The following is a 26,779-nucleotide window of genomic DNA, read 5'->3' on the forward strand; positions in this document are numbered from 1 at the left end:
CGCGCGTTTCGTGCCGGTGAAATCGGTTGAGCGCTTTGCCGGCGGCGGGGATCGTGGAGCGATGCGGGTCACCTTTCACCGGCTTGCCGACCACCAGTGGGCCGATGTGCTCATCGAGCGCGACGACGGGGTGGTCTACCGGATGCACGCGGGTCCGGTGACGGCGCACGCGCCGCACGACCTGGTGCACTTCACCGTCGAGGACGCCCTCGGCATGGCCGACGGGATCTGGGGTGCGATCGCCGGCGGGGTCGTGTTCCGCAGCATGACGCACGTGTCGGGGCGCCGGCCGCCGCACGCGGCGGAGCGTTCGGCGGAGCTGATCAGGGCCAACCGGGACCGGCTGCAGCGGGCCGAGCTGGTCGGCGGGTTCGTCGAGCGGGCCGCCGCCGTCCCGGACCGGGATCTCGACCTGGACCGGCTCGCCGCCCAGCAGGGCGCGGACCCGCTCGCCGTGAGTGACAAGGCGGCCGTGGTGCGCGCGGTCGCCGCGCTGCGGGCCGCGCAGCGGACGTGGGCCGGCCTCGAGGTGGGTGCCGAGCTGACGCTGACGTGGCCGCGGCACCGGCGGCTGGCACCGCTGGAGCGCAAGGTGCGGCGGCGGCAGCAGACGCTGCGGCGGGTTTCCTAGGTGTACGAGCCGGGGTAGCGCAACCCGCCGCAGAGGCACAGCAGCACGATCGCGAGGAGGAACGCGATCCCGAGGGTCCACGCCGCGCGGATCGCCACCCGCGTCTGCAGGTCGCGTGGGCGGGCGGCCGTCACGACAGGCGGCTGCTCGGAAGCGGGGCGGCTGCCGTCGAGGGCATCGACCCAGCCGGCGGCCGCGACCGCGAAGTCGCCGGCGAAGGCGGCGTGGCCGGCCGGGATGCGTCCGGCCAGGCGGACGGGCAGGGCGTCGAAGTCGCCGCCGTCGCCGACGACGATCACCGACCCGGGGACCTTCCGGCGGTCGAGGGCCTCCAGCGCCAGGAGGGTGTGGCCGACAGCGTCCGGACCGGCGCCGGTCACCACGATCACCGGGGCGCGGACAGCGGTCGCGAGGTCGGCCACCGTCCAGTCGCCGCCGGTCGGTGTGACGACCCCGTCGCCGACGAGGATCACCACCCGGTCGTGCTTCGCGTCGAGGTCCCGCACGACCGCGGCGACAGCGTCCAGCCCGGTCCCGGCCGGCAGTTCCGCAAGCGCCGCGACGTGTGGAGCCAGCGCCGCGACGGGTGAAGCCAGCGCCGTGACATCCGGAGACTGCGCCGCCACGTGCGGAGCCAGCGCCGCAACGGACGGAGGCTGGGCCGTGACGTCCGGAGCCGGCGCCGCAACGGACGGAGGCTGGGCCGTGACGTCCGGAGGTTGGGCCGCAACGGATGGAGACCGCGTTGCGGCCGGCACGGCCGAAGGCCCGCCGAGCACCACCGCGGCGGCGCTCCCGCCGGTGGTCGCGGCGAGGGCGGCCGCGGCCACCACCCAGTCGACGGACGACGAGGTGGGGGTCACGACCCACGGGCCGCGTACAGGCAACGACATCGACGACGATCCTAAGCCCGCGGCGGCGCGGTCGACGACCGGACCACCAGGTGCGTGGCGAGCTCCACGTGCAGGGCGTCGAGCTGGTGCCGCTCCAGCAGCCGTACGAGCAGCGACACCGCCATCCGCCCCATCTCCGGCAGCGGCTGGCGGACCGTGGTCAGGCTGGTGGCCTCGGCCAGGTCGATGTCGTCGAAGCCGGTCACCGACAGGTCGTCCGGCACCCGCAGGCCCCGCTCGGCGGCCGCCTGCATCGCGCCGACGGCGGCCTTGTCGTTGAACGCGACGAGCGCCGTCGGCGGCTGCGGCAGGTCCAGCAGCGCGCCCGCGGCCCGCCGGCCCTGCTCCGTGGTCGGCTCGATGGCCCGCAGCAGCTCGACGGCCGGCAGGACACCGACGTCGGCGAGCGCGGCGTTGTGCCCGGCCAGGCGGGCGTCGCTGGCCAGCCACTCGGTCGGTCCGCCGATGACGCCGATGCGGCGGTGGCCGAGGCCGACCAGGTGCGCGGTGACCTTGCGGGCGCCGGCGAAGTGCGCCGCCGACACCGACACGATGTCGGGCGGCAGCGTGGTGCGCGGGTCGACGACGACGAACGGGATCCGCCGCCGCTGCAGCTCGACCAGGTCCGCGCCCGGCTCGGGCGGCAGGATGACGATGATGCCGCCGATCCCGTCGTGCCGCTCCAGGTCGCGCAGCAGCGGGGTGCGCTGGGCCGCCTCCCCCGCGGTCAGGACCAGCTGGCGCCCGTGCAGCTGGACGGTCTCGGCGATCGACGACACGATCAGCCCGAAGTAGTCCGTCAGCACGTACGGGCAGCGCAGGTACACCCGGTCACCGGCCGGCCGCTGCTCCCGGGCGGACCCCTGCGCGCTGAGCCGCTCCGCCGCCTGGCGCACCAGGTCGCGCGTGTGCGGGGCGACCGTGCCGTGGTCGTTGAGCGCGCGCGACACCGTGGCGATCGACATGCCGGTCGCCGCCGCGATCTCTCTCACCGTGACCTTGCGCATCCGTTGCGGTCCCCGTTTCACGCGTCTTTGGGAAGGACACTTGACAGTAGGCGGACCAGGGCTGTTTCCTGGTTCCAGGCGATGTTACACGCCGATGTTTCATTTGTTACAGCTCCCCGGCAGGGGTGTCCGGGCGAGGACGGCGACGGTGGGGTGGTCGTCCGGGCCTGGCGGACGGGGCGGGCGGTCGGGGCCGGCCGCCCCGTCCACTACGCTCGTCCCGGTGCTGTTCATGGTGATCGAGCGGTTCAAGGACGGTCAGCCCCGGCCCGTGTACGACCGGGCCCGTGAGCGTGGCCGCCTCATGCCCGACGGCCTGCGCTACGTCGACAGCTGGGTCGAGGCGAACTTCGCCCGCTGCTTCCAGCTCATGGAGTGCGACGACCTCACGCTGCTCATGACGTGGATCGCCCAGTGGTCCGACCTGGTCGACTTCGAGGTCGTGCCGGTGGTCACCAGCGCCGAGGCGGCGGGCGCGGTCACCGGCTGAGGTTTCGGGCGACCGGCACCGGCGCCGAGGCGGCCGCCGCAGTCACCGGCTGAGGTTGCGGGCGGCCGACACCAGCACGGAGGCGGCCGCCGCGGTCACCGGCCGGGGTTGCGGGCGGCTGGCATGATCGCCGGATGCTGTTCGCCGGGCTGGTCCTCGTCGCCGCCGCCGCGCTGCACGGGTACCTGTGGCTGCGGCTGGTGCGCGACACGACCCACCATCCCAGGGCCCGGCGGATCGGCGCCTGGGTGCTGGGCGCGCTGGCGCTGCTCTTCGCCGTCACCGCCGTCGGGAACAGGGCGCTCCCCCGCCGGTACGAGATGACGCTGGAACGCGTCGTCGGCTGGCCCGGTTACGTGTGGATCGCCGCAGCGGCCTACCTGTCCCTCGCGCTCATCGTCCTCGAGCTACCGGTCCGGTTGGCGACGTGGGTCCGCGGCCCACGTCGTACATCAGCGGAAAACGCGAACAGGAGCGAGGACGCCGACCGGAGCCGGCGGCTGCTGGTGGCACGCGGTGCCGCGATCGCCGCCGGGCTCGCCGCGACGGGTGTCACCGCCACCGGCATGATCACCGCGCTCGGCCCGCCGCGGACCCGCCGGGTCCGGATCCCCCTCGCGAAGCTGCCGCGCGGCATGGACGGCACCCGGATCGCGCTCGTGTCCGACGTCCACCTCGGCGCGCTGCTCGGCCGGGCGCACACCGAGCGGGTCGTCGCGGCCGTCGAGGCCCTCGACGCAGACATCGTGGCCATGGTCGGCGATCTCGTCGACGGTACGGTCGGCGACCTCGCCCACGCCGTCGCCCCGCTGCGGGCGCTGCGCAACGCGTACTTCGTGACGGGCAACCACGAGTACTTCTCCGGTCACGAGGACTGGGTCGAGCACCTCGGCACGCTGGGGCTGCGGGTGCTGCGCAACGCGCGGGTCGAGCTCGGCGGGCTCGACCTCGCCGGGGTCAACGACGCGACCGGCGGCACCGTCGGCGACCCGCCCGACTACGACCTGGCGCTCGCCGGCCGCGACCCGGCCCGGCCCGTCGTCCTGCTCGCCCACCAGCCGGTCCAGGCGCACGAGGCGGCCCGCCGCGGCGTCGACCTGCAGCTGTCCGGGCACACGCACGGCGGCCAGCTGTGGCCGTTCCACTACGTGACCAGGATGTCCCAGCCACTGATCAGCGGCCTCGGCGCGGTGGACGGGATGCCCGTCTACGTCACCAACGGCGCCGGCTTCTGGGGCCCGCCGGTGCGGGTCGGCGCGGCCCCAGATGTGACCTTGGTCGAACTCCGGGCCGGCTGAGGGTGCGCGGCGGTGTTCTTGACGTACGATGGCCGCGTGATGACGGCGTATTGGCGCTTTACCGTGGCTCCGGGTGGAGCCGGCGGTCGATTGCGCTGACCTGACATCACCCGGAGCCAGCAAGGGCAGAGACCAGCGTCTCTGCCCCTTTGTCGTGTCACACGGCGGGCTGGAGCACCGGACCCGCCTCACACCCTGGAAGAGGACGGGACATGAACACCAGCAACCTGCGCGTCACCGGGTACCGGCCGCTCGTCACACCGCGCGAGCTACAGGCCGAGCTGCCGATGGACGACGCCCGCGCCGAGGTCGTCCGACGATCCCGGGACGAGGTCCATGCGATCGTGACCGGCGCCGACGACCGGCTGCTCGTCGTCGTCGGCCCGTGCTCGGTGCACGACCCGGTCGCCGCCGTCGACTACGCGCGCCGCCTCGCCGCCGTCGCCGCCGAGCACAGCGCCGACCTGTGCGTCGTGATGCGGGTGTACTTCGAGAAGCCCCGCACCACCGTTGGCTGGAAGGGGCTCATCAACGACCCCGGCCTCGACGAGACGTTCGACGTGCCCACGGGCCTGCGGCTGGCCCGTCGGCTCCTGCTGGACGTGCTGGGCCTCGGGCTGCCGGTCGGCTGCGAGTTCCTGGAGCCGACGAGCCCGCAGTACATCGCCGACGCCGTCTCCTGGGGCGCGATCGGCGCCCGGACCCCGGAGAGCCAGGTCCACCGCCAGCTGGCGTCGGGCCTGTCGATGCCCGTCGGCTTCAAGAACGCCACCGACGGCGACGTGCAGGTCGCGATCGACGGCTGCCACACGGCCGCGAGCCGGCACGTGTTCTTCGGCGTCGACGAGGACGGCCGCGCCGCCGTCGTCGAGACCGCCGGCAACCCCGACTGCCACATCATCCTGCGCGGCGCCCGCTCCGGCCCGAACTACGGCCCGGCGGACGTCAGCGACGCCCTGGCCCGCCTGGAGAAGGCCGGCATGCCGCAGCGGCTCGTGGTCGACGCCAGCCACGGCAACAGCGGCAAGGACCACGTCCGCCAGGGTGCGGTGGCACGGGAGATCGCCGAGCAGGTCGCCGCGGGCCAGGCCGGCATCGCCGGGGTGATGCTGGAGAGCTTCCTGGTCGAAGGCCGGCAGGACCTCGGCGGCGAGCTCACCTACGGCAAGAGCGTCACCGACGCCTGCATGTCGTGGGAGACGACGGAGACCATCCTGGCGGACCTGGCCGCCGCCGTCCGCGCCCGCCGCGCCGCCTGAGCCGCCCCCGGCCGTCCTTGTTGCTGGGCGGCCGGGGGCAGTCAGCCGATTTTCGACACACGACGGACCGGAACGGCGTGTCGATGCGCGGTCACCGTCCGGCACAATCGTCGAGTGACGGACGGTGATGCCGGCGCCCGCGGCGTGCAGGTCGGCGACCACAACACGCAGACGAACCACTTCACGGCGCTGGGGCAGTCGCCGGCCGCCGCCGGCCTGCAGGCGCTGCATCCCCGGGCGGCGGCCCGGCGGATCCGGGGCATGCCGGCCGAGGACGGCGCCGCGCTGGTCGCCCAGCTGGCGGTGCAGCCCGCCGTCGACCTCCTCGAAGAACTGCTCCGGCGCAGTTCTTCGACAAGGGGCTGGTCACGGTCCGCGACGGGGTCGCCGAGGCGTGGGTCCGGCCGCCGCCGGTGAACTTCTTCGACGGCTGGCTCAGCTGAGGCGCAGCTCGCGGCCGGCCCAGCGGGAGCGCAGCCAGCGGTCGTGGCTGGCGACCACGATCGCGCCGGGGCCGGGGCCCAGGGCGTCCTCCAGCTCGTCGGCGAGGGTCGGGGACAGGTGGTTCGTCGGCTCGTCGAGGAGCAGCAGCTCCGGCGGGTCGGCGATGAGCAGCGCCAGGGCTAGCCGGCGGCGCTGGCCGACCGACAGCTCCCCCACCGGGCGGGCGAGGTCGCGCGGGGCGATGAGGCCCAGGGAGCGCAGCGGCACCGCTTCGGCGCGGGACGGGCCGACCGAAGCGACATAGGTCTCGGACACCGTGCGGTCGGGGTCGGGGAAGACGGTGTCCTGGGTGAGGAGGCCGACGGTGAGGCCGCGGCGCCGCTCGACGGTGCCCGTGGACGGCAGCCGGCCGGCGAGGACGGCCAGCAGGGTGGACTTGCCGGCACCGTTCGGTCCGGTGACGAGGATCCGGTCGCCGGCGAGGACGTCCAGGCGGTCGACGGCGAGCCGGCCCGGCACGGAGATAGCGCGGGCGGCCACCAGTACACCATCCGCCGACGCCGAAGCGAGCGCTGTCGCGTTGAAGCGCAGCGGGGGCGGGGGTTTGCGGACCTGGGTGCGGGTGAGGTCGTCGAGGCGGCGGCCGGCGTTGCGGACGCGGCGGGAGATCTGCTGCTGGACGCGGCCGGCGGTGTGGCCGTAGCCCATCTTCTCGCTGTCGCGGCGCTCGCGGCCGGGGGCGACCTGGTGCGCCGTGACGGCGACGGCGCGCCGCAGGTCGTCGAGCTCCTCCTGCTCCTGCTCGAAGCGGCGCTCCCAGCGTTCCCGCTCGGCCCGGCGAGCGGCCTGGTAGTCGGTGTAGTTGCCGCCGTACCGGGTGGGGCCGTCGACGGCGGGGTCGAGGTCGATCAGGTCGGTGCAGACGGCGTCGAGGAAGGCGCGGTCGTGGCTGGCGAGGACGACGGCGCCGGGCAGGTCGCGCAGCTGCGCCTCCAGGAACGCGGCGGCGTCGTCGTCGAGGTGGTTGGTGGGCTCGTCCAGCAGCAGGGCCGCCGGGCGGCGGATGAGCACCGCGGCGAGCGCGAGCCGGCCGCGCTGCCCGCCGGAGAGCGAGCCGAGGGCGCGGTCGTGCGCCAGCGCGCCCAGGCCGAGGCCGTCGAGGACGAGCTCGGCGCGCCGGTCGGCGTCCCACGCGTCGTGCAGCTGGGCGCGCTCCAGCACCACGCCGTACTCCTCGAGCGTCATCGAGGACGGGGACTCGAGCGCCGCGACGTCCGCGTGGGACGAGCGCAGCGCGTCGTCGAGGACGTCGGCGATGGTGGCGTCCGCGTCGAACGGCATCTCCTGGTGCAGGTACCCCAGGTCCGGCGGGCGCACGACGGTGCCGGTCTCGGGCTCGTCGGCGCCGGCGAGCATCCGCAGCAGGGTGGACTTGCCGGCGCCGTTCTCGCCGATGAGGCCGATGCGGTGGCCGGGCGAGGCGGTCAGGGAGACGCCGTCGAGCACGCGGCGGGTGCCGTACGTGCGGACGAGGTCATGCGCGAGCAGGGCGGAAGAGGACATGCGGACACCACCGGCGTTTGAGCAAACGGAAACCCGCCGGGCAAGTGGCCTCGGGCGCGGGTCGGGGAGGTGTCAGTGGATCACATCCCCTCCAACGTACCCGACAAAGCAGCATTACGGAAGCGGCGCTACGGAAGCATGGCGTCGGCCACAGCACGCCGGGCGGGGTTGTTGCTCCCCCTGCTGGCGTCGGGGTGGACGCGGTTGGTGAGCAGGACGAGGACGATGCGGCGGCCCGGGTCGCAGACCAGCGACGTGCCGGTGAAGCCGGTGTGGCCGAAGGCGCCCCGCCCGGCGAGCTTCCCCATGTACCAGGCCTGGTCGACGTCGACGCCGAGCCCGTGGGCGGCGGCCGGGCCGAAGCGCCGGTTGGCGTCGGTGCGCATCAGGTCCACTGTGGACGGACGGAGCAGCGGGCCGCCGCCGGACAGCAGCGCCCGGCCCAGCAGCGCGACGTCCGAGGCGGTGGCGAAGAGCCCGGCGTGCCCGGCCACGCCGCCGAACGCGGCCGCCGACGGGTCGTGCACCGTCCCCCGGATCCCGCCCTCGGTGGCGGCCGTGGGCAGCGACGGCGGCGGGTTGTAGCCGGTGCTCGCCAGGCCGAGCGGCCCGGCGATCTGCTCCCGGACCAGCAGGTCGAGCGGCTTGCCGGTCAGCCGGGACACGATCGCGCCGAGGGCGATGAAGTTCTGGTCGGCGTACAGGTAGCCGCCGCCGGCCGGTCCGACCGGCGGCTCCCGCAGCACGTGCTCGATCCGCTCGGCGGGCGTCGAGCCGGCCAGCGGGACGTCCTTCGACAGCCCCGACGTGTGCGTCAGCAGCATCTGTACGGTGATCGCCGGCTTGTCCACAAAGGACGGCAGATACCCGGCCGCCGGGGCGTCCAGCGCCAGCGAACCCTGCTCGACGAGCCGCAGCGCCAGCACGGCGGTGAACGTCTTCGTCAGCGAGGCGAGGTCGTACAGCGTCTCCGTCGTCGCCGGGATCCGCCGGTCCAGCGGCAGTTCGGCCTTCGCGGCGTCGTACCGGACGGCATCCCCGAACCCGAAGTGCGCGACCACCGCCCCGTCGACGGCCGCGAACACCACGCCGCCCGGGAACATCAACGAGGACAGGAACGGCGTCACCGCGTCCCGCAGCCGGTCGGCACGCGACCTCCCGGTCCGCCACGGCGACGGCGTGGCGACCGGCAGCGTCCAGGGCGACACGGCCGGTGAGGGCGCGGCGGCCGGCGTCGCGCGACCCGGCCGCGAGGTGCAGCCCGCAAGAGCCCCCAGACCGATGCCGAGCAGGGCACGGCGGCGCACTACGACGGGGACCGCACGGCCTCGTACAGCGCGGCCAGGTCGTCGTCGGCGAACCCCCGGTCCGCGGCCGTCCGCAGCAGCGCCGCCGCCGCGTCCACGACGGACCGGTCGACGCCGACGGCCGACGCGAGGTCGCCGATCAGCGCCGCGTCCTTCACCCCGCCGCTCACCGGGAACGCCACCGGGTAGGAACGCTCCATCATGGACGGTGCCTTCGCGTGCAGGTACGGCATGTCCAGGGCCCCGCCGGAGACCAGGGACAGGAACAGCTTCGGGTCGACGCCCAGGCCGTCGGCGAGCGCGACGCTCTGCGCGAGCCCGGCGACGGCGGTCAGCACCCAGCTGTTGACGACGAGCTTGATCCGGCTGCCGGCGCCGGCCTCGCCGAGCCAGGTGACCTTGGCCGCGATCGGCGCGCACAGCCGCTCGACGCGCTCGCGGACGTCGGCGGGGCCGGACGCGAGGACGTTGAGCTTGCCCTGCTCCGCGGGCTGCCGGGTGCCGAGGACCGGCGCGTCGACATACACCAGGCCGAGCTTGGCCGCCAGGGCGGCGAGGTCGTCGGTGCCGGGCACGCCGACGGTGCTCAGCTGGAGCCACAGGGTGCCGGGCGCGGGCGCCGCCGCGGAGACGACCGTCTCCACCGACGCGGCGTCGAACAGGACGGTCACGACCACGTCGGCGCCGTCGACGGCCGAGGCCGGCGTGTCGCAGACGACCGCGCCGTCGGGCGCCAGGGCCTCCGCGGTCTCGGCCGTGCGGTTCCACACCCGCACGGTCTCACCGGCGCGCAGCCAGTTCCGCGCGACGGCCGCGCCCATGATCCCGGTCCCCAGCACCGCGACGGTCATGCCCTGCCCCTTCCACCCGACTCCCCCGCATTGTCCCACCCGGGGACCGCGTGCCGAAGCTGGCCAGTGCCGCCTCCAGCAGCGGCAGCGCGTGCAGCACCTGCCCCGACCGGATGAGCACGTCCCACACCCGCTCGAACTTCTTCCACCCGCCCGCGTACGCCAGATGCCGCAGCCGGTCGCCGAACCGCGGCTTCGCGGAGGCGCCGCGCCAGAGGTTGGACCAGCGGTAGAAGTCCCTGTAGGCCCGCCAGTAGCCGTCGGAGAGCTGCTGGGCGGTCATGCCGCGCGGCTCGTAGACGACGTGCCGGGTGTCGTACAGCTCCCAGTCGCGGTGCACGATCCGGCCCTCGGCCTCGATGCGGCGGAAGAGGCCGGTGCCCGGGTAGGGGGTCATGATGTGGAACGTCGCGGTCTCGATCCCCTGCCGCACCGCCCAGTCCACGGTGCGGTCGAACACGTCGGGCCCGTCGGAGTCCATGCCGAACACGAAGCTGGCGTTCACCATCACGCCCGCGTCCCGCAGCCGGCGCACGACCTGGCCGTAGTCGCGCCCGACGTTCTGCCGCTTGCGCTGCTCGGCGAGGTTCCCGGCGTTGATGGTCTCGAAGCCGACGAAGAGGCTGCGCAGGCCCGCGTCGACGGCCCGCTCCAGCAGGCCCGGCCGAAGGATCGAGTCGACGGTGCCGGCCGCCTGCCACACCCGGCCCGCGCCGCGCATCCCCTCGAACAGTTCGGTGGCGAAGCGCGCGTTGCCGAACAGGTGGTCGTCGAGGAAGTAGAGGTGCCGCCCCGGCAGCCGGTCGATCTCGGCGAGCGCGTCGTCGACCGCCTGGGTGTAGAACGACTTCCCGCCCTCGAAGAACGCGTCCTTGTAGCAGAAGTCGCAGTGGTGCGGGCAGCCCCGCGAGACGACGATGGAGTTCGGCACCAGGTAGCGGTGGCGTTTGATGAGGTCCCGCCGGATCGGCGGCAGCCCCGCGAGGGTCCGTTGCTTCGAGGTGTACCGCTTCGCCGCGGCACCCCGGCGCAGGTCGGCCAGGAAGACGGGCCAGGTGTCCTCACCCGGACCGCAGAAGACGCTGTCGGCGTGCGCGGCGGCCTCGTCGGGCAGCGACGTGACGTGCAGGCCGCCCATCGCGACGAAGACGCCGCGGGCCCGGTACCAGTCCGCCAGCTCGTACGAGCGGCGCGCGGAGGTGATGTAGGCCTGGATGACGACGAGGTCGGGCAGCTCGGCGAGCGCCGGGTCGAACCGCTCGACGTGCTCGTCCACGATGCGCACCTCGTCGTCCTCGGGCAGGTAGCCGGCGAGGGTCGCCAGGCCGAGCGGTGGGAAGAGGCTGTACTTGATCGGCCGGAACAGTGGGCTGGTCGCCTCGGTCAGGGCCGGAAGGATCATCAGCACCCGCATGTCACCGACCGTAGGCATCGATCGGGGCGAGCGGGTGTGCGAGTTGTGCAGATGTCGTGCGCGACCGCCGTCGTAGGCTGGCTGCGTGAAGACCTTCCAGCTCGGTGACAGGACCGTCCACCGCGTCGGCTTCGGGGCGATGCAGCTGCCCGGCCGGGGCGCCTTCGGGCCGCCCCGGGACCGCGCCGAGGCCCTGGCCGTCGTGCGGCGCGCGGTCGAGCTCGGCGTCGACCACATCGACACCGCGCAGTACTACGGCCCCGACGTGGCCAATGAGCTGCTGCGCTCGGCGCTGCACCCGTACGACTCCCGGCTCGTGCTGGTGAGCAAGGTCGGCGCGGCGCGGGACGACAAGGGCGGCTGGCTGCCGGCGCAGGAGCCCGAGCAGCTGCGCTCGGGCGTGCTGGACAACCTGCGCTCCCTCGACGTGGAGCGGCTCGACGTGGTGAACCTGCGGGTGACCGGCCCGGACGGCGACTTCGACGCCCAGCTCGACGCGATGATCGCCATGCGCGACGAGGGGCTCATCGGTGCCGTCGGGCTCAGCAACGTCACCCTCGCCCAGCTCGAGCACGCGCTGACCCGCACCGCTGTGGCGTGCGTGCAGAACCCGTTCAACCTCGTCGACCGCGGCGGCGAGGACGTGCTGCGCGCGTGCACGGCCCGCGGGATCGCCTTCGTGCCGTTCTTCCCGCTCGGCGCGGCGTTCGGCCGCGAACGGGTCCTCGGCCACCCGGCGGTGAAGGCCGCGGCGCTGCGCCTCGACGCCACCCCGGCGCAGGTCGCCCTGGCCTGGATCCTCGCCATCGCGCCGAACACGCTGCTCATCCCCGGCACCGCCTCGCTGGAGCACCTGGAGGAGAACGTCGCCGCGGGGCGGGTCGTCCTGGACGACGAGGCGCTTGCCGAGCTCGGATGAGCAACCGGAAGAACCTGCTGGCCCTCGCCGTGCTGGCATACCTGAGCCAGCGGCCGATGCACCCGTACGAGCTGTCCAAGACCCTGCGCAACCACGGCGACGACCGCAGCATCAAGTTCACCCACGGCTCCGTGTACATGGTGGTCGAGCAGCTGCTGAAGGCCGGCCTGATCGCCGAGCAGGAGACGACCCGGGAAGGGCAGCGCCCCGAGCGCACCGTCTACGGCATCACCCCCGAAGGGCGGGCCGAGCTGCAGGGATGGCTGCGCGACCTGGTCGGCGTGCCGCGGCACGAGTACCCGGCGTTCGGGTCGGCGCTGTCCCTGGTCAGCGCCCTGCATCCGGATGTCGTGGTCGAGCTGCTGCACGAGCGGCTGGCCCGCCTGCGCGACCAGCGGGCGGCGGCCGCGGCGATCGCGGACGGCCCGTCTCCGCACCCGTTGTTCCTGATCGAGGAGGTGTACCGGGTGGGCCTGCTCGACGCGGAGATCGCCTTCGTCGAACGGTTCATCGAGCAGATCACCGACCCGGCCGACGGCTGGCGTCCGATGTGGGCCGCACACCACGACAATAGTTGACTCTGACTAATCAGCGGCGGATAGTTGGTGTCAACCAATCGTCTCGCCGGGGGTTCGTCATGGGAACTGTCAGGTCCGCGATCGTCGTCGGCGGCGGCATCGCCGGTCCGGTCGCCGCGCTCGCCCTGCGGAAGGCCGGCATCGCCGCCACCGTGTACGAGGGGCACGACGGCGTCGCCGACGGTGTCGGCGGGGCGCTGAGCATCGCGCCGAACGGGCGCACCGCCCTCGCCGCCGTCGACGCCGACCACGTCGTGGAGCGGGTCGGCACGCCGATGTCCGGGATGGTCATGCAGAGCTGGACCGGCAAGCGGCTCGCCGAGTTCGGCTCGTTCGACGACCTGCCGCCGATGCAGCTGGTCTGGCGGCACGAGCTCTACCGCGCCCTCTACGACGAGGCCGTCGCCCGCGGCGTCCGGATCGTGCACGGCAAGCGCGTGGTCTCCGTCCAAGGCGGCGTCGCCGGCTTCGCCGACGGCAGCACCGCCGAGGCGGACGTCGTCATCGGCGCCGACGGGATCCGCTCCACGGTGCGCCGGCTCATCGACCCCGCCGCGCCCGCTCCCCGCTACGTCGGGCTGCTCGGCTTCGGCGCCCGCTGCGGCTCGGCCGGGGTGGCCCCGACCGGCGACAAGATGCACCTGGTCTTCGGCCGGCGCGCGTTCTTCGGCTACCAGGTGACCTCCGCCTCCGACGGTGGCTGGTTCGTCAACCTGCCGTCGAAGGATCCGTCGTACGGTGCGACCTTCAGCCGCGAGGAGTGGCTGCCGATCCTGGCGGACGCGTTCGCCGGCGACCGGATCCCCGCCGCGGCGCTGATCCGCGGCACCGACCCGGCCGACCTCGTCGTCACCGGCGGCCTGGAGGACATCCCGTCGGTGCCCGTGTGGCACCGCGACCGGGCCGTCCTCATCGGCGACGCCGCGCACCCCACCTCGCCCAGCTCCGGGCAGGGCGCGTCCCTCGCCATCGAGAGCGCCGTGCAGCTCGCCCGCTGCCTGCGCGACCTTCCCGTGCCGTCGGCGTTCACGGTGTACGAGCGGCTGCGCCGCGCCCGGGTCGAACGGGTGATCGCGACCGCGGCCCGCACGAACAGCGACAAGGCCGCCGGTCCGGTCGCGCGGGTCCTGCGCGACCTGCTGATGCCGCCGATGATGCGCCTGTTCGCCGACCCCGCGAAGTGGCGGTGGCAGTTCGACCACCCGATCGACTTCGCGGCGCCGGTCACCGCGGGGGCGCCCCTCAGCGCTTCGGGAACGCGATGACCTTCGTGGGGGCGCCCCTCAGCGCTTCGGGAACGCGATGACCTTCGTGGCTCCGGTGCCCAGGCGCTGCACCACGAGGGTGGCGGTCTCCGGGGTGAGGTTGCGGGCGTCGGCGACGTTCCACGCCTCGCCGGCCGCGTAGGTGGCCCCCTCCCAGGTCGGGTGGACCACGGGGATGAGCGCCTTCATCACCGACTCGAACGCCTGCTCGTCGCTGACCCGGTCGAACGTGGTGATCGTGACGACGGTGCCCTCGAGGGAGCAGGTGCCCTGGTCGTGGAACCGGTACACCGACTCGTCGTGGGTGGTCGCCTGGGTGTAGTTGTCGCAGCCGAGGTCGGCGGCGACCTTGGCGGCGGGCTCACCCATGTACGCGGGCTTCGTCAGCTCGCCGACGACCCGCGGGGCCTGCCAGCCGATGACGCCGGCCGCGACGGCGAGCAGGGCCGCACCGGCGGCGAGCTTCGGGGTGCGACGCGGCTTCGTCTGTTCAGCCGTTGCCGTCGCCGGCTCCTCGGAGATCTCCAGGGACGCTACCAACGCGGGCCTCCTGCGGGTACAAGCGCGGAATTTGCTGACATGTCGAATTTAGGTGCAATCGGGGTGCGGAGCTGTCCCCCGGGCAGCCAGAAAGGCCGGCGCTTGGGGGCACCGGCCTTCCTGGGTGTTGCCGTGGTGACTACATGGACCCTGCCGCGACGAACGTGTAGCCCGCCGCCTGGATGCCCGTGACGGTCTCCTGCAGGTAGCTCAGCGGGACGTACGGGTGGAAGAAGAAGCTCGCCACACCGTCCCGCACGACCGTGTTCAGCTGCGCGGACTTGATGATGTCCGCCGACAGGTGGGCCGGGTGGTTGTTGAACGGCTCCAGCTCGATGTTGCCGACGTTCTCCGGCACGGTCAGCACTCCGTAGATGTCGCGCACCGTGTACGGGAAGAACTGGCCGAAGATGCGGCTGTTGTCCAGCGCCCCGCCGCGCAGCGCGCCGGAGGTGTACAGGCCGCGGTCGTACCGCGTCTTGAACGTCGCCGCGACCGCCCGGTTGGACGCGTCGGAGCCGGCGTAGTGCGGGAACTCGAAGATGGTCGGCGCGGCCAGCCCGGCCGCCTTGAACGCCGCGAACGCGCCGTCGATGCGCCCCTGCGCCCATGCCTGCGAGTCGGCCGGCACCGGGCCGTCGTAGATCACGTAGTTGGTGACCGGGTCGACGTGCGCGGTGTAGAACTCGAAGTCGTCCGCGCTGGCGCCGTTGTACGGGTTGATCATGCTCTCGTACTGGTGCGTGTAGCCGTGCATCAGCAGCGTGCCGCCGTGCGACTGCATGTACTTGAGCTCGGCGACGACCAGCGGCCGGTCGGCGAGGGTGTAGTCCTCGGCGACGCCGCCCGAGCCGGAGCCCAGCGGGTCGCGGTAGCGGGAGTAGACGGCCACCGAGAACGGGACGTTCTTGCTGTACAGGTAGTTGGTGATCGCCCGCAGCTCGCTCGGCTCCGCGTCCGGGCCGACGTCCTCGATGCGCACGAGGGCCCGGTGCCGCTCCGCGGTCGACGGCGCGAGCACGTCGAACAGGAAGTCGGAGAAGGCGACGTACCGGTCGTCGGCGCTGATGTACGAGAACGGGATCTCGCCGATGTACGTGAAGTTGCCGGACCGCACGCCCCACGGCAGCGTCGTGCCGTCGGCGCGGACCGCGGTCGCGACCGGCGTCGCCCTGGTGGCGTCGCTGATCGTGGTGTTCATGATGCCGGCGCCGTTCTGCGGGTCCCGGGTGAACGTCTTCGCCTTGTAGTTCACCGTGGACACCGACGACACGTCGAAGCCGGTCCACGTGAAGCCGCGGTTGGCGACGAAGTTCGGGTCGCGGGCCGTCAGCTGCCAGATGTTGTCGTAGATCCACACGACCGGCTTGGTGGTCGCAGTCACGTCGTCGAGGAACGCCAGCGGCAGCGGCTCGTCGTACGTGCTCCCCAGGTACACCACGGCCTGGAACTGGTCGAGCTCACCGGCGGCGTAGCTGGTCACCGGCTGGGCGGTCCAGTCGCCGAAGTGGGAGCTGAGGTTCGCGGCGGCGGTCGCGTACAGCTCACCGAGGAAGCCGTACGGGCCGGTGGTGTCGTAGAGCACCAGGGTCTTGCCGGTCGAGCCGGGGATGCCGGTGCCGTTGACGCCGTTCGCGATCGGCGTGGCCGGCGTCGTCACGACCGTGCTCGGCGAGGCCGGGGACGTGTTGCCCGCCGCGTCTTCGGCGGTGATCTTGAATGAGTACGCGGTCAGCGGCGACAGGCCGGTCAGCGTGGCGCTGTTGACGGTGCTGGTCACGACCTCCGGGCCGCCGGTGACCGTGTACCGGATGACGCCCACGTTGTCGGTCGAGGCGGGCCAGGTGAGCGTCACGCCGGTCGACGTGAGCGCGCTCGCGACCGGGGCGCCCGGGGCCGTCGGCGCAGCCGTGTCCGGTGCCGGAGGCGGGGTCAGGGTGCTGAAGCTCACCGGTACCGACGCCGCTGACGCATTCCCGGCGGCGTCGAGCGCCTTGATGGTGACGCTGTGCGCGGTGCCCGGCTCCAGGCCGGCGAGGGCCGTGGAGGTGCCGGTGACGGTCGCCTTCAGGGTGCCGTTGTCGAACACCTGGTAGCCGGTGACCCCGACGGCGTCCGTGGAGGCGCCCCAGCTGACGGTCGCGCCCGTCGTGGTGATGTCCGCGACGCTCGGCGCGCCCGGCACGCTCGGCGCCACCTTGTCGGTGACCCCGGTCGTGAACGACCACGTGTAGGTCGACGTGCTGAGCTTCACCGTCATCGTGTACTTGGTCTGCTCGGCGAGCGCGGCGCGCGGGGTGAACGTGAACGTGTGCGTCGGCGCGTCGTACGCGTAGTAGCTCGCGACCGCGGCGCCACCGCTGGTCTTGACGAACGAGTACCGCATCGCCGCCGGGTCGACCGCGTCGCCGTAGCTGATCGTCGGGCGGACGCCGACAGCGACGCCGGTCGTCCCGTTCTTCGGCGTGACCCCGCTGACCGCCGGCCCCGCGGCGTGGGCCGCCGCGCTCAGGCCACCGGCGGCGATGGTGCCGACGATCGTCGACGCCACCAGCTTCACCACAGTGCGCACAGGTGCTCGCTTTCGCTTGGTTTGGGCGTTGTTGACGAAACGGCCCCGGCACGGTCGCCGGGGCCGCTGCTTCGGTTCAGCTGAAGCTGACGCAGGTGACCAGCGCGGTCACGGTGTTGGAGCTGCCCGAGTGCGTGAAGGTGAACTGCCAGGTCTTGCCGTCGGCCGACTGCTTGCCGCCGGTCTGCGTCACGTTGCCCGAGCCGGACTCGCTCCACGTGCCGACCATCGCGATGCCCGCGTTGTCGCAGGTGACGTTCAGGACGTTGTTCGTCGACGTGCCGCTGCTGATGTTGAGCGAGCCGGGCTTCGTCGAGGACGTCGCCGTGGGCGCCGCACCCTTGATGTTGCCGCTGGGGGTCCAGGTGGTCGCGGCGGTCTTCTTGTAGAGGTTGTACGTCGCGGTGTCGAGGTACATGTCGCCGACCGCGCCGTTCGCACCCGCCGGGGCGCCCGTGCCGGTCAGCCAGACCGAGCCGTTCGCACCGGCCGGACCCGCGGGGCCCTGGGCGCCGGCGGCACCCGTGGCGCCGGTCGCGCCCGCCGCACCCTGGGCACCGGTCTCACCCTTGGCACCGGCGGCGCCGTCGACGCCGTCCTTGCCCTTGAGGGAGGCCAGCCACTCGTCCGGCGTGCCGGTGAACACGTTCATGTCGACCGCGAGCTGGTACGCGTCCTTGCCGTCGACCCCGTTCACACCGACGAGCGAGGCGAGCCACTCCTGCACCGTGCCGATGGTGGGGTCGTTGGCGAGGGCCAGGTCGTACGCGCTCAGGCCGGGCATGCCCTGGATACCTTGGATGCCCTGGATGCCCTGTTCGCCCTTCTCACCCTGGGCACCGGTCACGCCGTCGGCACCGGCGGCACCGGCGGCACCAGCGGTGCCGGTCTCGCCCTTCTCGCCCTGGTCGCCCTTGTCACCCTTGTCACCCTTGGGACCCGGGTCGCCGTCCTTGCCGTTGATGCCGGGGATGCCCTGGAGGCCCTGAGCGCCGGTCTCGCCCTTCTCGCCCTGAGCTCCAGTTTCGCCCTTCTCACCCTGAGCGCCAGTCTCGCCCTGGGCACCCTGGGCACCGGTCTCGCCCTTCTCACCCTGGGCACCCTGCGCGCCGGTCTCACCCTGCGCACCCTGAGCGCCAGTCTCGCCCTGGGCACCCTGGGCACCGGTCTCGCCCTTCTCACCCTGAGCGCCCTGCGCGCCGGCAGCGCCGGTCTCGCCCTTCTCACCCTGGGCACCCTGGGCACCGGTCTCGCCCTTCTCGCCCTGGGCTCCCTGCGCACCCTGGGCACCGGTCTCGCCCTTCTCACCCTGAGCGCCCTGCGCGCCGGCAGCGCCGGTCTCGCCCTTCTCACCCTGGGCACCCGTGGCACCGGCGGGGCCCTGAGCGCCGGTGGCACCCGTCGCGCCGGTCGCACCCTTCGCGCCGGCGGGGCCGGTGGCACCCGTCGCGCCGGTCGCACCGGTCGCCCCCTTCGGGCCGGTGGCACCGGTCGCGCCGACGGCACCAGTGGCACCCGTCGCGCCGGTCGCACCCTTGGGCCCGGTCTGGTTCCACTGCACCATCTGCTCACTGCTCCGGCACCGCGAGCCGGCCTGGTAGTCGATGACCCGCAGCGCGCTGGTCTTCTTGTCCCGGCACCCGGTGATGACCCCGGTGTTGCTGGCCGGCACAGCACCGTAAGCGGCAGCACCGACACCGACGAGCACAGCCGCGGCGGTCGCACCGATGGCGGCGATCTTCTGCTTCTTCGAGCGGAACACGCAGTTCTCCTAATCTGGGGCGGTACGTATATCGGTGACGACTTGCTTCGCTATTTACTGGTGACGACGACGCGCTCGGACGGCTTCAGCAGTTCCGGCTTCGGCGGCGGCTGCAACTCGCTCCGGCTGGCGGGCCGGGAAACAACACCGGCGTCCGCCGCAGGCGTCTGATGCGCCGCCGCCAGGTAGATCACGGCACCCAGCGCCACTGCGGCAACAGCGGAACCGAAGCCCATCGCAGCTTTCTTCAGCACGGAAAACCCCCGGTCCCGCCGCAGCACGGCATGCTTGAGAAACCCTCGATTCATCGAGAGCAAAGACTTTGGAATGCGTTACGTCAGCGATTCACTGCTGCACATGAAGGCGCAAAAATACGCACACCGGTTCCCCCGCGAATACTCACCTGAAGACGGGCCCGGTTTCGCCACTGGCTCCCCACCGGACCAAACTGGCGACCAAAGACGCCCGGCGGATCACTGCTTCCCGCCAGCCTGTGTGGCTGGTCCACTTAAGGTAGCCGCCCAGGTGCGACGAGGTTGTCAGCAACCGAGTGGCACCCCACCACCCCGGTCGGATGACAACCCCTCCCCCACCGCGCGGACCCGCACACGGAGAGTGACACCAGTCGGACGTACCTCTACAAAACCACCCACAGCGATCCCCCAGCCATCACCCACCGCGACCCCATGTCCACTTCACCCCGACCGTCAACTCCGCAGTCCCCACCCCGACTGCCAACCCCGCAGTCCCCACCCCGACCGCCCACTCCGCAGTCCCACCACCCCGACCGCCCACTCCGCAGTCCCACCACCCCGACCGCCCACTCCGCAGCCGTCACCAGCCCGACTGCCTACACCACCACCACGGCCCGCCGCCCACCACACCGATCAAGGACCGGTCCACCCACGTCACGGATCCCGGCGCCACAGCACCAGCCAGCGCCATCCGACCGCAACACGGCCGGCGCCGCCAGCACAGGCCGTCGTCCACCATGGCCCGCTTGTTTCGGCCTCGCGTTTGCTTCGGCCTTGCGCTTGCTTCGGCCTCGCGTTCCACGGCCGGGCCGTGCCGGGTGCGACGCCGGTCAGCGATGCATGCACCACAGGGCGAGCCCTGGCGCCGAGGTGTCAGGGGGCGTCGTGGCGCAGCGGCTGCGCGGTCTCCTCCTGTAACAGCGCGAGGCGGGTCGAGCCGAGGGCCACCGCGGCCACAGCGAGCCGCCACACGACGATGCCGAACTCGGTCGTCGTGAGGTGACCTGTGCCGAACCGCCCGTTGACGCCGTCCAAGCCCGGGAAGCTGACGATCAGCATGATCACGGCTGCGGCGGCCGTTGCCGGGGGTAACCACCGCCGGCGGGTCCGCTCGAACGCCACCCACGCCGCGAGCGCGAGTGCCACCGTACCCGCGATAAGGATCATCGCCACGGTCAGCGACACGGGGCGGTGCCCGTCGAGACGGCTCGCGCCGTAGATGCCCCAGCCGGTCCACTCGACACCGCCGCGCAGCAACAGGACCTCGCCGGTCTCGGCGACGCCCGTGTTGTCCTCGCTGGCCCACGGCATGCTCATGGCGAGCACCGCGGCCAGCGCGCCGACGAGCGCCACGACCCGGGCCCCCATGCCTGCCGCCGTGAACTCAGCGCGCTGCGGTGCCGTCATGGTCGTAGACCGTAGTGGATGCACTGGCTCACGTCAGCGCCTGCGCCTCGCGCTCAGCTGACGGTAGCCGGGATGTACACCGGGAGTGAGACCCTGCTGGTCGGCGATGCGCTGCAGCAATCCGGCGAGCTGCGCCCGCTCGTCCGGCTCGAGCGCGGCGCAGAGGTCCTCGTCGTGCGCGCGGGCGAGCTGCCGCATCTCCATGAGCACCTGCCGGCCGTCGTCGGTGAGGTGCAGTGCGTGGTGCCGCCGGTCACTCACGCCGGGCCGCCGCTCGACGAGGCCCTTGTGGTCGAGCGCGTCGAGGATCGCCACCACGCGGCTCGGCACCACACCCATGTCGGCCGCCACCGACTGCTGACTCCGCCCCGGCGCCCCGGCGATCATGCGTAACAGCCCGACCTCGGGCGGCGTCAGCCCCAGCGCTTCGACACGCTCGGCGAACCTGCCGGCAGCGTGCGCACCGACCTGCGCGATGAGAAACGCCGCGCCCTGCGGGGGTTGCCCAGGCCTAGTCACAGCGCTAGTGTACTGAATAATTCACTCCAGTGAATGATTCATCCGATGAAGGGATCGCTCCATGGCCTCGCCTGCTGCACGGGCTGCCGCCGGGCCGGTTTCCCAGCCTGGGCAAGGCGGCCCACCGCTCGGAGTCCTCGGCGTCGTCGTCACCGCCCTGTTCCTCGCCGGCCTGGTGCTCGGCACCCTGTTGGCCGACGGGTCACCGTTCCCGTCACCGTTCGGCGACGCGGCGCAGATCGTCGCGTACTTCCAGGACCACGAGCTCGCCGTGCGCGTCGGCGGCACGCTCCAGTTCGCCGCCGCCATCCCCCTCGCCATCTATGCCGCGACCGCCTCGGCCCGCCTGCACCGCCTCGGCATCCGCGCCCCGGGCGCCACCATCGCCCTCGCCGGCGGCCTGCTCGCCGCCGCCTTCATGGCCTGCTCCGGCCTGGTCAGCTGGGCACTCTCCCAGCCGGCCGCGACCGCCGAACCGGGCGTCATCCGCGCCCTGCAGCTGCTCGCCTTCGCCACCGGCGGCCCCGGCCACGTGGTGCCATTGGGCCTGCTGCTCGCCGGGATCGCGGTCCCGGGCCTCCTCGCGGGCCTGCTGCCCCGCTGGCTCGCATGGACGGGCCTGGCCATCGCCGCCGTCGCCGAGGTCGCCACGCTGGGCCTCTTACTCGAGCCCGCCACGTACCTGCTGCCGGTCGCAAGGTTCACCGCCCTCGCCTGGCTGATCACCGCAGGCTTCAAGCTCCCGCTCCACCGCCGCCCCGGCACCACCACGTGACGATCGACGATCCGCCCCCGGCGCCTCACCGCGTCCGAGTGCATTGACCGAGCCGATCGCCGCCGGCGTCGGCCTGGTCCCGCACGACCGGCCGCGCCGGGGAACGTCCGCGCCGAGGAACGGCCGCGCTGGAACGGCCGCGCTGGAACGGCCGCGCTGGAACGGCCGCGCTGGAACGGCCGCGCCGGAACGGCCGCTGGGAACGGCCGCAGCGCCAGTTCCCGGGCGCCGGCGACGACGTGGGCTCGCGCCGCGCTGGGCCGGCCTGTACCTCGCGGCGGGTGCGGGGACCCGTGGAGACGTACCGGTGCTTCGCCACCGAACCGGTGCCGGGGACGGAGACGTACGCGCAGGCGGCTCGAGCGGCCGGTGCCCAGGCTGCGGCTGTACGGGCTGCGCCGGTGGGCCTCCTCACGCAGGTGTTCCACCCCAACGAGCTGCACAGCGTCCCTCCTCCGGCAGGCTCGGTGCGATGAGCAACGGCCGTGTCCGCCTGGAGGTCTGGAACGCGATCGGCAACGCCGCGACCACGGTCCGGATCGACGCGTCCGCCGCCAACGGCAACCAGTCGACAATGCGGATCCCGTACACCGCGTGAGTCCGTCCTGAGGTGAGTTCGCCCGCGCGTCCTCGCTGCCGCTGGCCTCGTCCTGAGGTGAGTTCGTCCTGCACGGCGGGGCCCGCAACGAGTCAGTGCCGGCCCGCCATGTTTCAGGCTGACCGGCACCGCTGCTGGGATTCACGCATCTGAAGCTCAGGAGGCGGCGAGCTCGGCCGGGCCGTCCTGGACCACGGTCGCCTGGGCGAACGCGGAGTCGAGCTGGGCGCGCAGGGCGTCGAGCTGGTGGAACTCGCTGGAGCTGAACGACTCGGAGCCCTCGGCGGCGAACACGTGGTCCGTCTCGGCGGAGGAGTGGTCGTAGGAGGTGAAGTCCGACTCCTCGTACTTCGCGCCGCTCGGGTCGGTGTACGACACCTGGTGGCCCTGGTCGAAGGAGGTCGACTCGGCCGCCGCGTGGTCCTGCTCGTACACGCCGAACTGCGCGTCGTAGTTCTGCTCGCTCGCGTCGACCTGGTGCAGCTGGTCCAGCGACTCGTGCTGCTCGCCGGTCTCGATCTCGCCGTACTCGCTCATGTCATGTCCCTTTGTATGTCGGTGGTTCGCGGTGTGTTCCTTGCGATGCACCAAACATTACGGAGCCGCTGACCTCGCCGAATCCCGGGAACGTGCCACTGCAGGCAAGACAAACAGGGCGGCTCCGGGAAGCAGGGTCAGTGGGATTCGCGGGTGACCCGGGGGCCGGAGGAGCCGAGCAGGAACGAGCAGTCGGCGCCCGTGTCGGCGCCGAGGACCGTGTCGACGTAGAGGCGTTCCCAGCCGCGGGCGGGCCGGGCCAGGGCGTCGAGGAGGGCCTGGGACGGCGGTCGGGCGTCGAGGTCGGCCTGCGGCACGTCGACGGTGAGCGTGCGGCCGGGAACGTCCAGGACGATCATGTCGCCGGTGCGGATGCGGTTGAGGGGGCCGCCGGCTGCGGCCTCGGGGGCGACATGGAGGACGACGGTGCCGTACGCGGTGCCGCTCATCCGGCCGTCGCAGATGCGGACCATGTCACGGACGCCGGCGCGCAGGAGCTTCTCGGGCAGCGGCAGGTTGGACACCTCCGGCATGCCCGGGTAGCCCTTCGGGCCGCAGCCACGCAGTACAAGCACAGACGACGCATCCACGTCCAGCAGTGGGTCGTCGATGCGGGCGTGGAAGTCCTCGATGGAGTCGAAGACGAGCGCCGGGCCGCGGTGCCGCAGCAGGGCGGGCGTCGCCGCGGCGGGCTTGATGATCGCGCCGGCCGGCGCCAGGTTGCCGCGCAGCACAGCGATCCCAGCGGCGGGCAGTACCGGATCCACTCGCGGCCGGATGACCGAGTTGTCCCAGATGGACGCGCCCGCCAGCGACGACACGAACGGGGTACCGGTAACGGAGAGCGCCGCGGGCGACAGCAGATCCAGCACCTCGGACAGCACAGCGGCAAGGCCGCCGGCCCGATGGAAGTCCTCCATGAGGAACCGGCCCGCCGGCTGCAGGTCCACCAGCAGCGGCACGCCGGCGCCGATGCGGTCGAAGTCGTCGAGGCTCAGCGGTACACCCAGACGCCCGGCGATCGCGAGCAGGTGCACGACGGCGTTGGTGGACCCGCCGGTCGCCGCGAGCGTGACGATCGCGTTGTGGAAGGACTCGGCGGTCATGACGGACGAGGGGCGGCGCCCGGCGTGCACGAGGTCGACGGCGAGCCGGCCCGACGCGTGCGCGCGGACGAGGAGCCGGCTGTCGGCGGCGGGGATCCCGGCGGTGCCGGGCAGTGTCATGCCGAGCGCCTCGGCGAGCAGGCCCATCGTCGACGCGGTGCCCATCGTGTTGCAGTGTCCCCGGCTGCGGATCATCGACGACTCCGAGTCCAGGAACCCTTCCGGACTGAGCGTTCCCGCTCGTACCTCCTCCGACAACCGCCAGACGTCGGTGCCACAGCCGAGCGGCGCGCCCCGGAAGGTGCCGGTGAGCATCGGGCCGCCGGGGACGACCAGGGCCGGCAGGTCGACCGACGCGGCCGCCATAAGCAGCGACGGGATCGTCTTGTCGCAGCCGCCGAGAAGGACCACGCCGTCGATGGGGTTGGCGCGCAGCATCTCCTCGATCGCCATCGCGGCCATGTTGCGCCACAGCATCGCGGTCGGGCGGACCTGGGTCTCGCCGAGGGAGACGACGGGCAGGTTGTGCGGGACGCCGCCGGCCTCCCAGACGCCGCGGGCCACGTGCTCGGCGATCTCGTCGAGGTGGCGGTTGCACGGTGTCAGGTCGGAGGCGGTGTTGGCGATCGCGATCTGGGGCCGGCTGCCGTCGAGCGCGTCGGCGGGCAGGCCGCGCCGCATCCAGGCACGGTGGATGTACGCGTTGCGGTCGTCGCCGGCGTACCAGTCGGCGCTGCGCAGTCGTGTCATGGCACCTGCTTCGGCGGAAGATGGGAACGTGCGCGCATTCGTCATCATCGGTCCCGGCCGGGCCGAGGTCCAGGATGTCCCGGAGCCGGTCGCCGGCGCCGGACAGGTCGTCGTCGACGTGGAGCGCGCCGGCGTGTGCGGCACCGACGTCGAGTTCTTCACCGGCGAGATGTCCTACCTGCACGACGGGCAGGCCGAATACCCCATCCGGATCGGGCACGAGTGGTCCGGCGTGGTCCGCGAGGCAGGCCCCGGCGTCGACGCGAGCTGGGTCGGCCGGCGCGTCACGGGCGACACCATGCTCGGTTGTGGCGGCTGCTTCAGGTGTACGAGCGGCCGCCAGCACCTCTGTGCGCACAGGCACGAGATCGGCATCCGCCACGGTTGGCCCGGCGCCCTCGCCGAGCGGCTCCTCGTCCCGGCCCGGGCTCTGCAGGCGCTGCCGCCGCAGGTCGGGCCGGCGCTCGGCGCGCTGGTCGAGCCCGGCGGCAACGCCCTGCGCGCGGTCCGCGGCGCCGGCGTCCGGGCCGGCGACCGGCTGCTCGTCCTCGGACCCGGCACCATCGGGCTGCTCGTCGCGCAGATCGCCGCCGCGCAGGGCGTCGAGGTGCACCTGCTGGGCGTGACGGCCGCGTCGGTCGAGTTCGCCCGCGGGCTCGGCTGCGGCGCGGTGTGGACCGCGGCCACGCTGCCCGCGCTGCGCTGGGACGCGATCGTCGACGCCTCCAACGCGGCGACGTCGCCGGCGGCCGCGCTCGACCTCGTGGAGCCGGGCGGCCGGGTCGTGTACATCGGGCTGTCCGGCACGCCGAGCCTGCTCGACTCGCGGACCCTCGCGTTGAAGGACGTGACCGCGGTCGGCGTGCTCAGCGCGTCCGGCGGGCTGGCCGGCACCGTCGAGCTGTACGCCTCCGGTGCCGTCGACCCGCGTCCCCTGGTCGCGGCGACGATCGGCCTGTCGGAAGCGGCGTCCGCCCTGTCGCCCACCCGGCCGGCCGCCTGGGGCGCGGCCCCGAAGGTCCACATCGACCCGTCCCTGCCGTGACGCCGTACCGGCACGTCGTCCACAAGCACCCCGTTGTCCACAGGGGTACGCCGCCAGGGCAGCACCGCGCGACGGGCAGGCGCTAACCTGTGGCACGTGCGGCACCAACCGTATGGGCGTCTCCGGTCGCGACGGCAGGTTCGGCCAGCACGGCGCCGGCTCGGCCGCCCGTCACGGCAACGGTGACGGGGAAGACACGTACGACACCTGGCTCACCGAGGACGACATGGTCTGGAGCGACGACGAGAACGCCCCGCCCTCGGTCCTCGGCGGATCCGTCATGCCTGCTCCCCCAGCGGCCGGCTGACCGATCCACCTCCGCAGCGGCGCTCGGCACTCGCCCGGGCGCCGCACAGCATCCGCCGCTCCAGCCCTGCCTGACGGCGTGTCTGACGGATGGCACCCCTCCCGGATAAATCCAGGCGCAGGCGCCGAATTTATCCGACATTTCGTATTTGTCGGGATGACGGGTCGCGGCCCCCGGCGGTGGCCCCGCGGCGGTGGCCTCCGCGGCGCGCTGCCCCCGCAGCGCGAGGCCCGGCAGCGCGAGGCCCCGCAGCGCGAGGCCCCGCAGCGCGAGGCCCTTCGCAGCGTGGTGATCCAAGGACGGATCCGGTCGTGGTGACAGCCGCAATCATCCTTTGATCAAGCCGGTGCCGCGGAGACCAGCGCTGTGTCGTTGCTGTCCGCGTGCGGGGTCGCCGACCCATGCGGGATCTCGCAGCAGCAAGCCAGCCCGGTGGATGGTCCCTCCCGCCCGACCGAGGGCCGGAAGCCAGGCGCCGCGGTCGCGATGATGATCCAAAGACGGATCCGGTCGTGATGACAGCCGCAATCATCCATTGATCAAGCCGGTGCCGCGGAAACCAGCGCTGTGCCGCTGCTGTCCGCGTGCGGGGCCGCCGACCCATGCGGGATCTCGCAGCAGCAAGCCAGCCCGGTGGATGGTCCCTCCCGCCCGACCGAGGGCCGGAAGCCAGGCGCCGCGGTCGCGA

General features: G+C 72.8%; 26 protein-coding genes. 12 read left to right on the forward strand and 14 right to left on the reverse strand.

The genetic code is table 11. From position 1 onward, the window contains the following. Window positions 1-61 precede the first annotated feature (61 nt). Complete coding sequence (locus ACFY3L_RS34950) at window positions 62-631, forward strand: hypothetical protein (protein ID WP_389334050.1); 570 nt, start codon at window positions 62-64, stop codon at window positions 629-631. Here the strand turns inward: ACFY3L_RS34950 and ACFY3L_RS34955 are convergent. Both ACFY3L_RS34955 and ACFY3L_RS34960 read right to left on the reverse strand, forming a co-directional pair. Further along, on the reverse strand, window positions 628-1,524 hold the full coding sequence (locus ACFY3L_RS34955) for an AAA family ATPase (protein WP_389334053.1): 897 nt from the start codon (window positions 1,522-1,524) through the stop codon (window positions 628-630). The genes ACFY3L_RS34950 and ACFY3L_RS34955 overlap by 4 nt on opposite strands. 11 nt (window positions 1,525-1,535) lie before the next feature. Continuing rightward, the gene (locus ACFY3L_RS34960) at window positions 1,536-2,516 is read right to left on the reverse strand and encodes a LacI family DNA-binding transcriptional regulator (protein WP_389334056.1); all 981 of its coding nucleotides are present in this window, start codon (window positions 2,514-2,516) and stop codon (window positions 1,536-1,538) included. 247 nt (window positions 2,517-2,763) lie between these two features. On the opposite strand from ACFY3L_RS34960, the gene ACFY3L_RS34965 reads away from it, so the two are divergent. The 4 genes from ACFY3L_RS34965 to ACFY3L_RS34980 all read left to right on the forward strand — a co-directional run bounded on the left by ACFY3L_RS34965 (window position 2,764) and on the right by ACFY3L_RS34980 (window position 5,995). Further along, window positions 2,764-3,021 carry a DUF3303 domain-containing protein gene (locus ACFY3L_RS34965; protein WP_389334206.1) on the forward strand — a complete coding sequence of 86 codons (258 nt, stop codon included), beginning with the start codon at window positions 2,764-2,766 and terminating at the stop codon, window positions 3,019-3,021. A 134-nt stretch (window positions 3,022-3,155) separates the two neighbouring features. Beyond that, a complete protein-coding gene (locus tag ACFY3L_RS34970) occupies window positions 3,156-4,319 on the forward strand; it encodes a metallophosphoesterase (protein ID WP_389334059.1) in 1,164 nt (387 codons plus the stop codon). A gap of 212 nt (window positions 4,320-4,531) precedes the next feature. Next, a complete protein-coding gene (locus ACFY3L_RS34975) occupies window positions 4,532-5,578 on the forward strand; it encodes a 3-deoxy-7-phosphoheptulonate synthase (protein ID WP_389334062.1) in 1,047 nt (348 codons plus the stop codon). Between the two features lie 114 nt (window positions 5,579-5,692). Next, window positions 5,693-5,995: a hypothetical protein gene (locus tag ACFY3L_RS34980; protein WP_389334065.1), complete on the forward strand. Its 303-nt coding sequence runs from the start codon at window positions 5,693-5,695 to the stop codon at window positions 5,993-5,995. An 18-nt stretch (window positions 5,996-6,013) separates the two neighbouring features. Here ACFY3L_RS34980 and ACFY3L_RS34985 read toward each other — a convergent pair whose 3' ends face one another. The 4 genes from ACFY3L_RS34985 to ACFY3L_RS35000 form a co-directional block, all read right to left on the reverse strand. Continuing rightward, window positions 6,014-7,585 carry an ABC-F family ATP-binding cassette domain-containing protein gene (locus ACFY3L_RS34985; RefSeq protein WP_389334068.1) on the reverse strand — a complete coding sequence of 524 codons (1,572 nt, stop codon included), beginning with the start codon at window positions 7,583-7,585 and terminating at the stop codon, window positions 6,014-6,016. A gap of 128 nt (window positions 7,586-7,713) precedes the next feature. Further along, window positions 7,714-8,793, reverse strand: a complete 1,080-nt coding sequence (locus ACFY3L_RS34990; RefSeq protein ID WP_389334071.1) for a serine hydrolase domain-containing protein — start codon at window positions 8,791-8,793, stop codon at window positions 7,714-7,716. Window positions 8,794-8,891: 98 nt separating this feature from the next. Continuing rightward, complete coding sequence (locus ACFY3L_RS34995; protein ID WP_389334074.1) at window positions 8,892-9,743, reverse strand: NAD(P)-dependent oxidoreductase; 852 nt, start codon at window positions 9,741-9,743, stop codon at window positions 8,892-8,894. Beyond that, window positions 9,673-11,157 carry a B12-binding domain-containing radical SAM protein gene (locus ACFY3L_RS35000; protein WP_389334077.1) on the reverse strand — a complete coding sequence of 495 codons (1,485 nt, stop codon included), beginning with the start codon at window positions 11,155-11,157 and terminating at the stop codon, window positions 9,673-9,675. Before ACFY3L_RS35000 ends, ACFY3L_RS34995 begins: the two co-directional genes overlap by 71 nt. A gap of 85 nt (window positions 11,158-11,242) precedes the next feature. Between ACFY3L_RS35000 and ACFY3L_RS35005 the strand changes: the two genes are divergently transcribed. Genes ACFY3L_RS35005 through ACFY3L_RS35015 form a run of 3 tightly spaced genes read left to right on the forward strand, consistent with a single transcriptional unit; the run spans window position 11,243 to window position 13,919 of the window. Continuing rightward, window positions 11,243-12,076: an oxidoreductase gene (locus ACFY3L_RS35005; protein WP_389334080.1), complete on the forward strand. Its 834-nt coding sequence runs from the start codon at window positions 11,243-11,245 to the stop codon at window positions 12,074-12,076. Continuing rightward, the gene (locus tag ACFY3L_RS35010) at window positions 12,073-12,654 is read left to right on the forward strand and encodes a PadR family transcriptional regulator (RefSeq protein WP_389334083.1); all 582 of its coding nucleotides are present in this window, start codon (window positions 12,073-12,075) and stop codon (window positions 12,652-12,654) included. Before ACFY3L_RS35005 ends, ACFY3L_RS35010 begins: the two co-directional genes overlap by 4 nt. Before the next feature lie 59 nt (window positions 12,655-12,713). Next, window positions 12,714-13,919, forward strand: a complete 1,206-nt coding sequence (locus ACFY3L_RS35015) for an FAD-dependent oxidoreductase (protein WP_389334086.1) — start codon at window positions 12,714-12,716, stop codon at window positions 13,917-13,919. Window positions 13,920-13,937: 18 nt separating this feature from the next. Here ACFY3L_RS35015 and ACFY3L_RS35020 read toward each other — a convergent pair whose 3' ends face one another. The 6 genes from ACFY3L_RS35020 to ACFY3L_RS35045 form a co-directional block, all read right to left on the reverse strand. Then, a complete protein-coding gene (locus ACFY3L_RS35020) occupies window positions 13,938-14,459 on the reverse strand; it encodes a hypothetical protein (RefSeq protein WP_389334089.1) in 522 nt (173 codons plus the stop codon). A gap of 139 nt (window positions 14,460-14,598) precedes the next feature. After that, window positions 14,599-17,031 (reverse strand): DUF2334 domain-containing protein, encoded by a 2,433-nt coding sequence (locus ACFY3L_RS35025; RefSeq protein ID WP_389334092.1) that lies wholly within the window; start codon window positions 17,029-17,031, stop codon window positions 14,599-14,601. Window positions 17,032-17,107: 76 nt separating this feature from the next. Continuing rightward, the gene (locus ACFY3L_RS35030; protein ID WP_389334095.1) at window positions 17,108-18,793 is read right to left on the reverse strand and encodes a hypothetical protein; all 1,686 of its coding nucleotides are present in this window, start codon (window positions 18,791-18,793) and stop codon (window positions 17,108-17,110) included. A gap of 50 nt (window positions 18,794-18,843) precedes the next feature. Next, window positions 18,844-19,101: a hypothetical protein gene (locus tag ACFY3L_RS35035; protein ID WP_389334097.1), complete on the reverse strand. Its 258-nt coding sequence runs from the start codon at window positions 19,099-19,101 to the stop codon at window positions 18,844-18,846. Window positions 19,102-19,920: 819 nt separating this feature from the next. Then, complete coding sequence (locus tag ACFY3L_RS35040; protein WP_389334100.1) at window positions 19,921-20,454, reverse strand: hypothetical protein; 534 nt, start codon at window positions 20,452-20,454, stop codon at window positions 19,921-19,923. A gap of 33 nt (window positions 20,455-20,487) precedes the next feature. Further along, on the reverse strand, window positions 20,488-20,973 hold the full coding sequence (locus tag ACFY3L_RS35045; protein WP_389334103.1) for a MarR family winged helix-turn-helix transcriptional regulator: 486 nt from the start codon (window positions 20,971-20,973) through the stop codon (window positions 20,488-20,490). 61 nt (window positions 20,974-21,034) lie between these two features. Here ACFY3L_RS35045 and ACFY3L_RS35050 point away from each other — a divergent pair, with 61 nt between their 5' ends. Both ACFY3L_RS35050 and ACFY3L_RS35055 read left to right on the forward strand, forming a co-directional pair. Continuing rightward, window positions 21,035-21,748 (forward strand): DUF4386 domain-containing protein, encoded by a 714-nt coding sequence (locus ACFY3L_RS35050; protein ID WP_389334106.1) that lies wholly within the window; start codon window positions 21,035-21,037, stop codon window positions 21,746-21,748. Between the two features lie 472 nt (window positions 21,749-22,220). Beyond that, the gene (locus ACFY3L_RS35055; RefSeq protein WP_389334109.1) at window positions 22,221-22,346 is read left to right on the forward strand and encodes a hypothetical protein; all 126 of its coding nucleotides are present in this window, start codon (window positions 22,221-22,223) and stop codon (window positions 22,344-22,346) included. A gap of 156 nt (window positions 22,347-22,502) precedes the next feature. Here ACFY3L_RS35055 and ACFY3L_RS35060 read toward each other — a convergent pair whose 3' ends face one another. Together ACFY3L_RS35060 and ACFY3L_RS35065 are read right to left on the reverse strand one after the other, a co-directional pair. Continuing rightward, window positions 22,503-22,883 (reverse strand): hypothetical protein, encoded by a 381-nt coding sequence (locus tag ACFY3L_RS35060; protein WP_389333850.1) that lies wholly within the window; start codon window positions 22,881-22,883, stop codon window positions 22,503-22,505. A 137-nt stretch (window positions 22,884-23,020) separates the two neighbouring features. Beyond that, window positions 23,021-24,739: a dihydroxy-acid dehydratase gene (locus ACFY3L_RS35065; RefSeq protein WP_389334112.1), complete on the reverse strand. Its 1,719-nt coding sequence runs from the start codon at window positions 24,737-24,739 to the stop codon at window positions 23,021-23,023. Between the two features lie 28 nt (window positions 24,740-24,767). Between ACFY3L_RS35065 and ACFY3L_RS35070 the strand changes: the two genes are divergently transcribed. Then, window positions 24,768-25,784: a zinc-binding dehydrogenase gene (locus tag ACFY3L_RS35070; RefSeq protein ID WP_389334115.1), complete on the forward strand. Its 1,017-nt coding sequence runs from the start codon at window positions 24,768-24,770 to the stop codon at window positions 25,782-25,784. 112 nt (window positions 25,785-25,896) lie between these two features. Next, window positions 25,897-26,091, forward strand: a complete 195-nt coding sequence (locus tag ACFY3L_RS35075; RefSeq protein ID WP_389334118.1) for a hypothetical protein — start codon at window positions 25,897-25,899, stop codon at window positions 26,089-26,091. The last annotated feature ends 688 nt before the right edge of the window (window positions 26,092-26,779 follow it).

The organism is Dactylosporangium sp. NPDC000521 (assembly GCF_042898305.1).
Lineage (GTDB): Bacteria > Actinomycetota > Actinomycetes > Mycobacteriales > Micromonosporaceae > Dactylosporangium.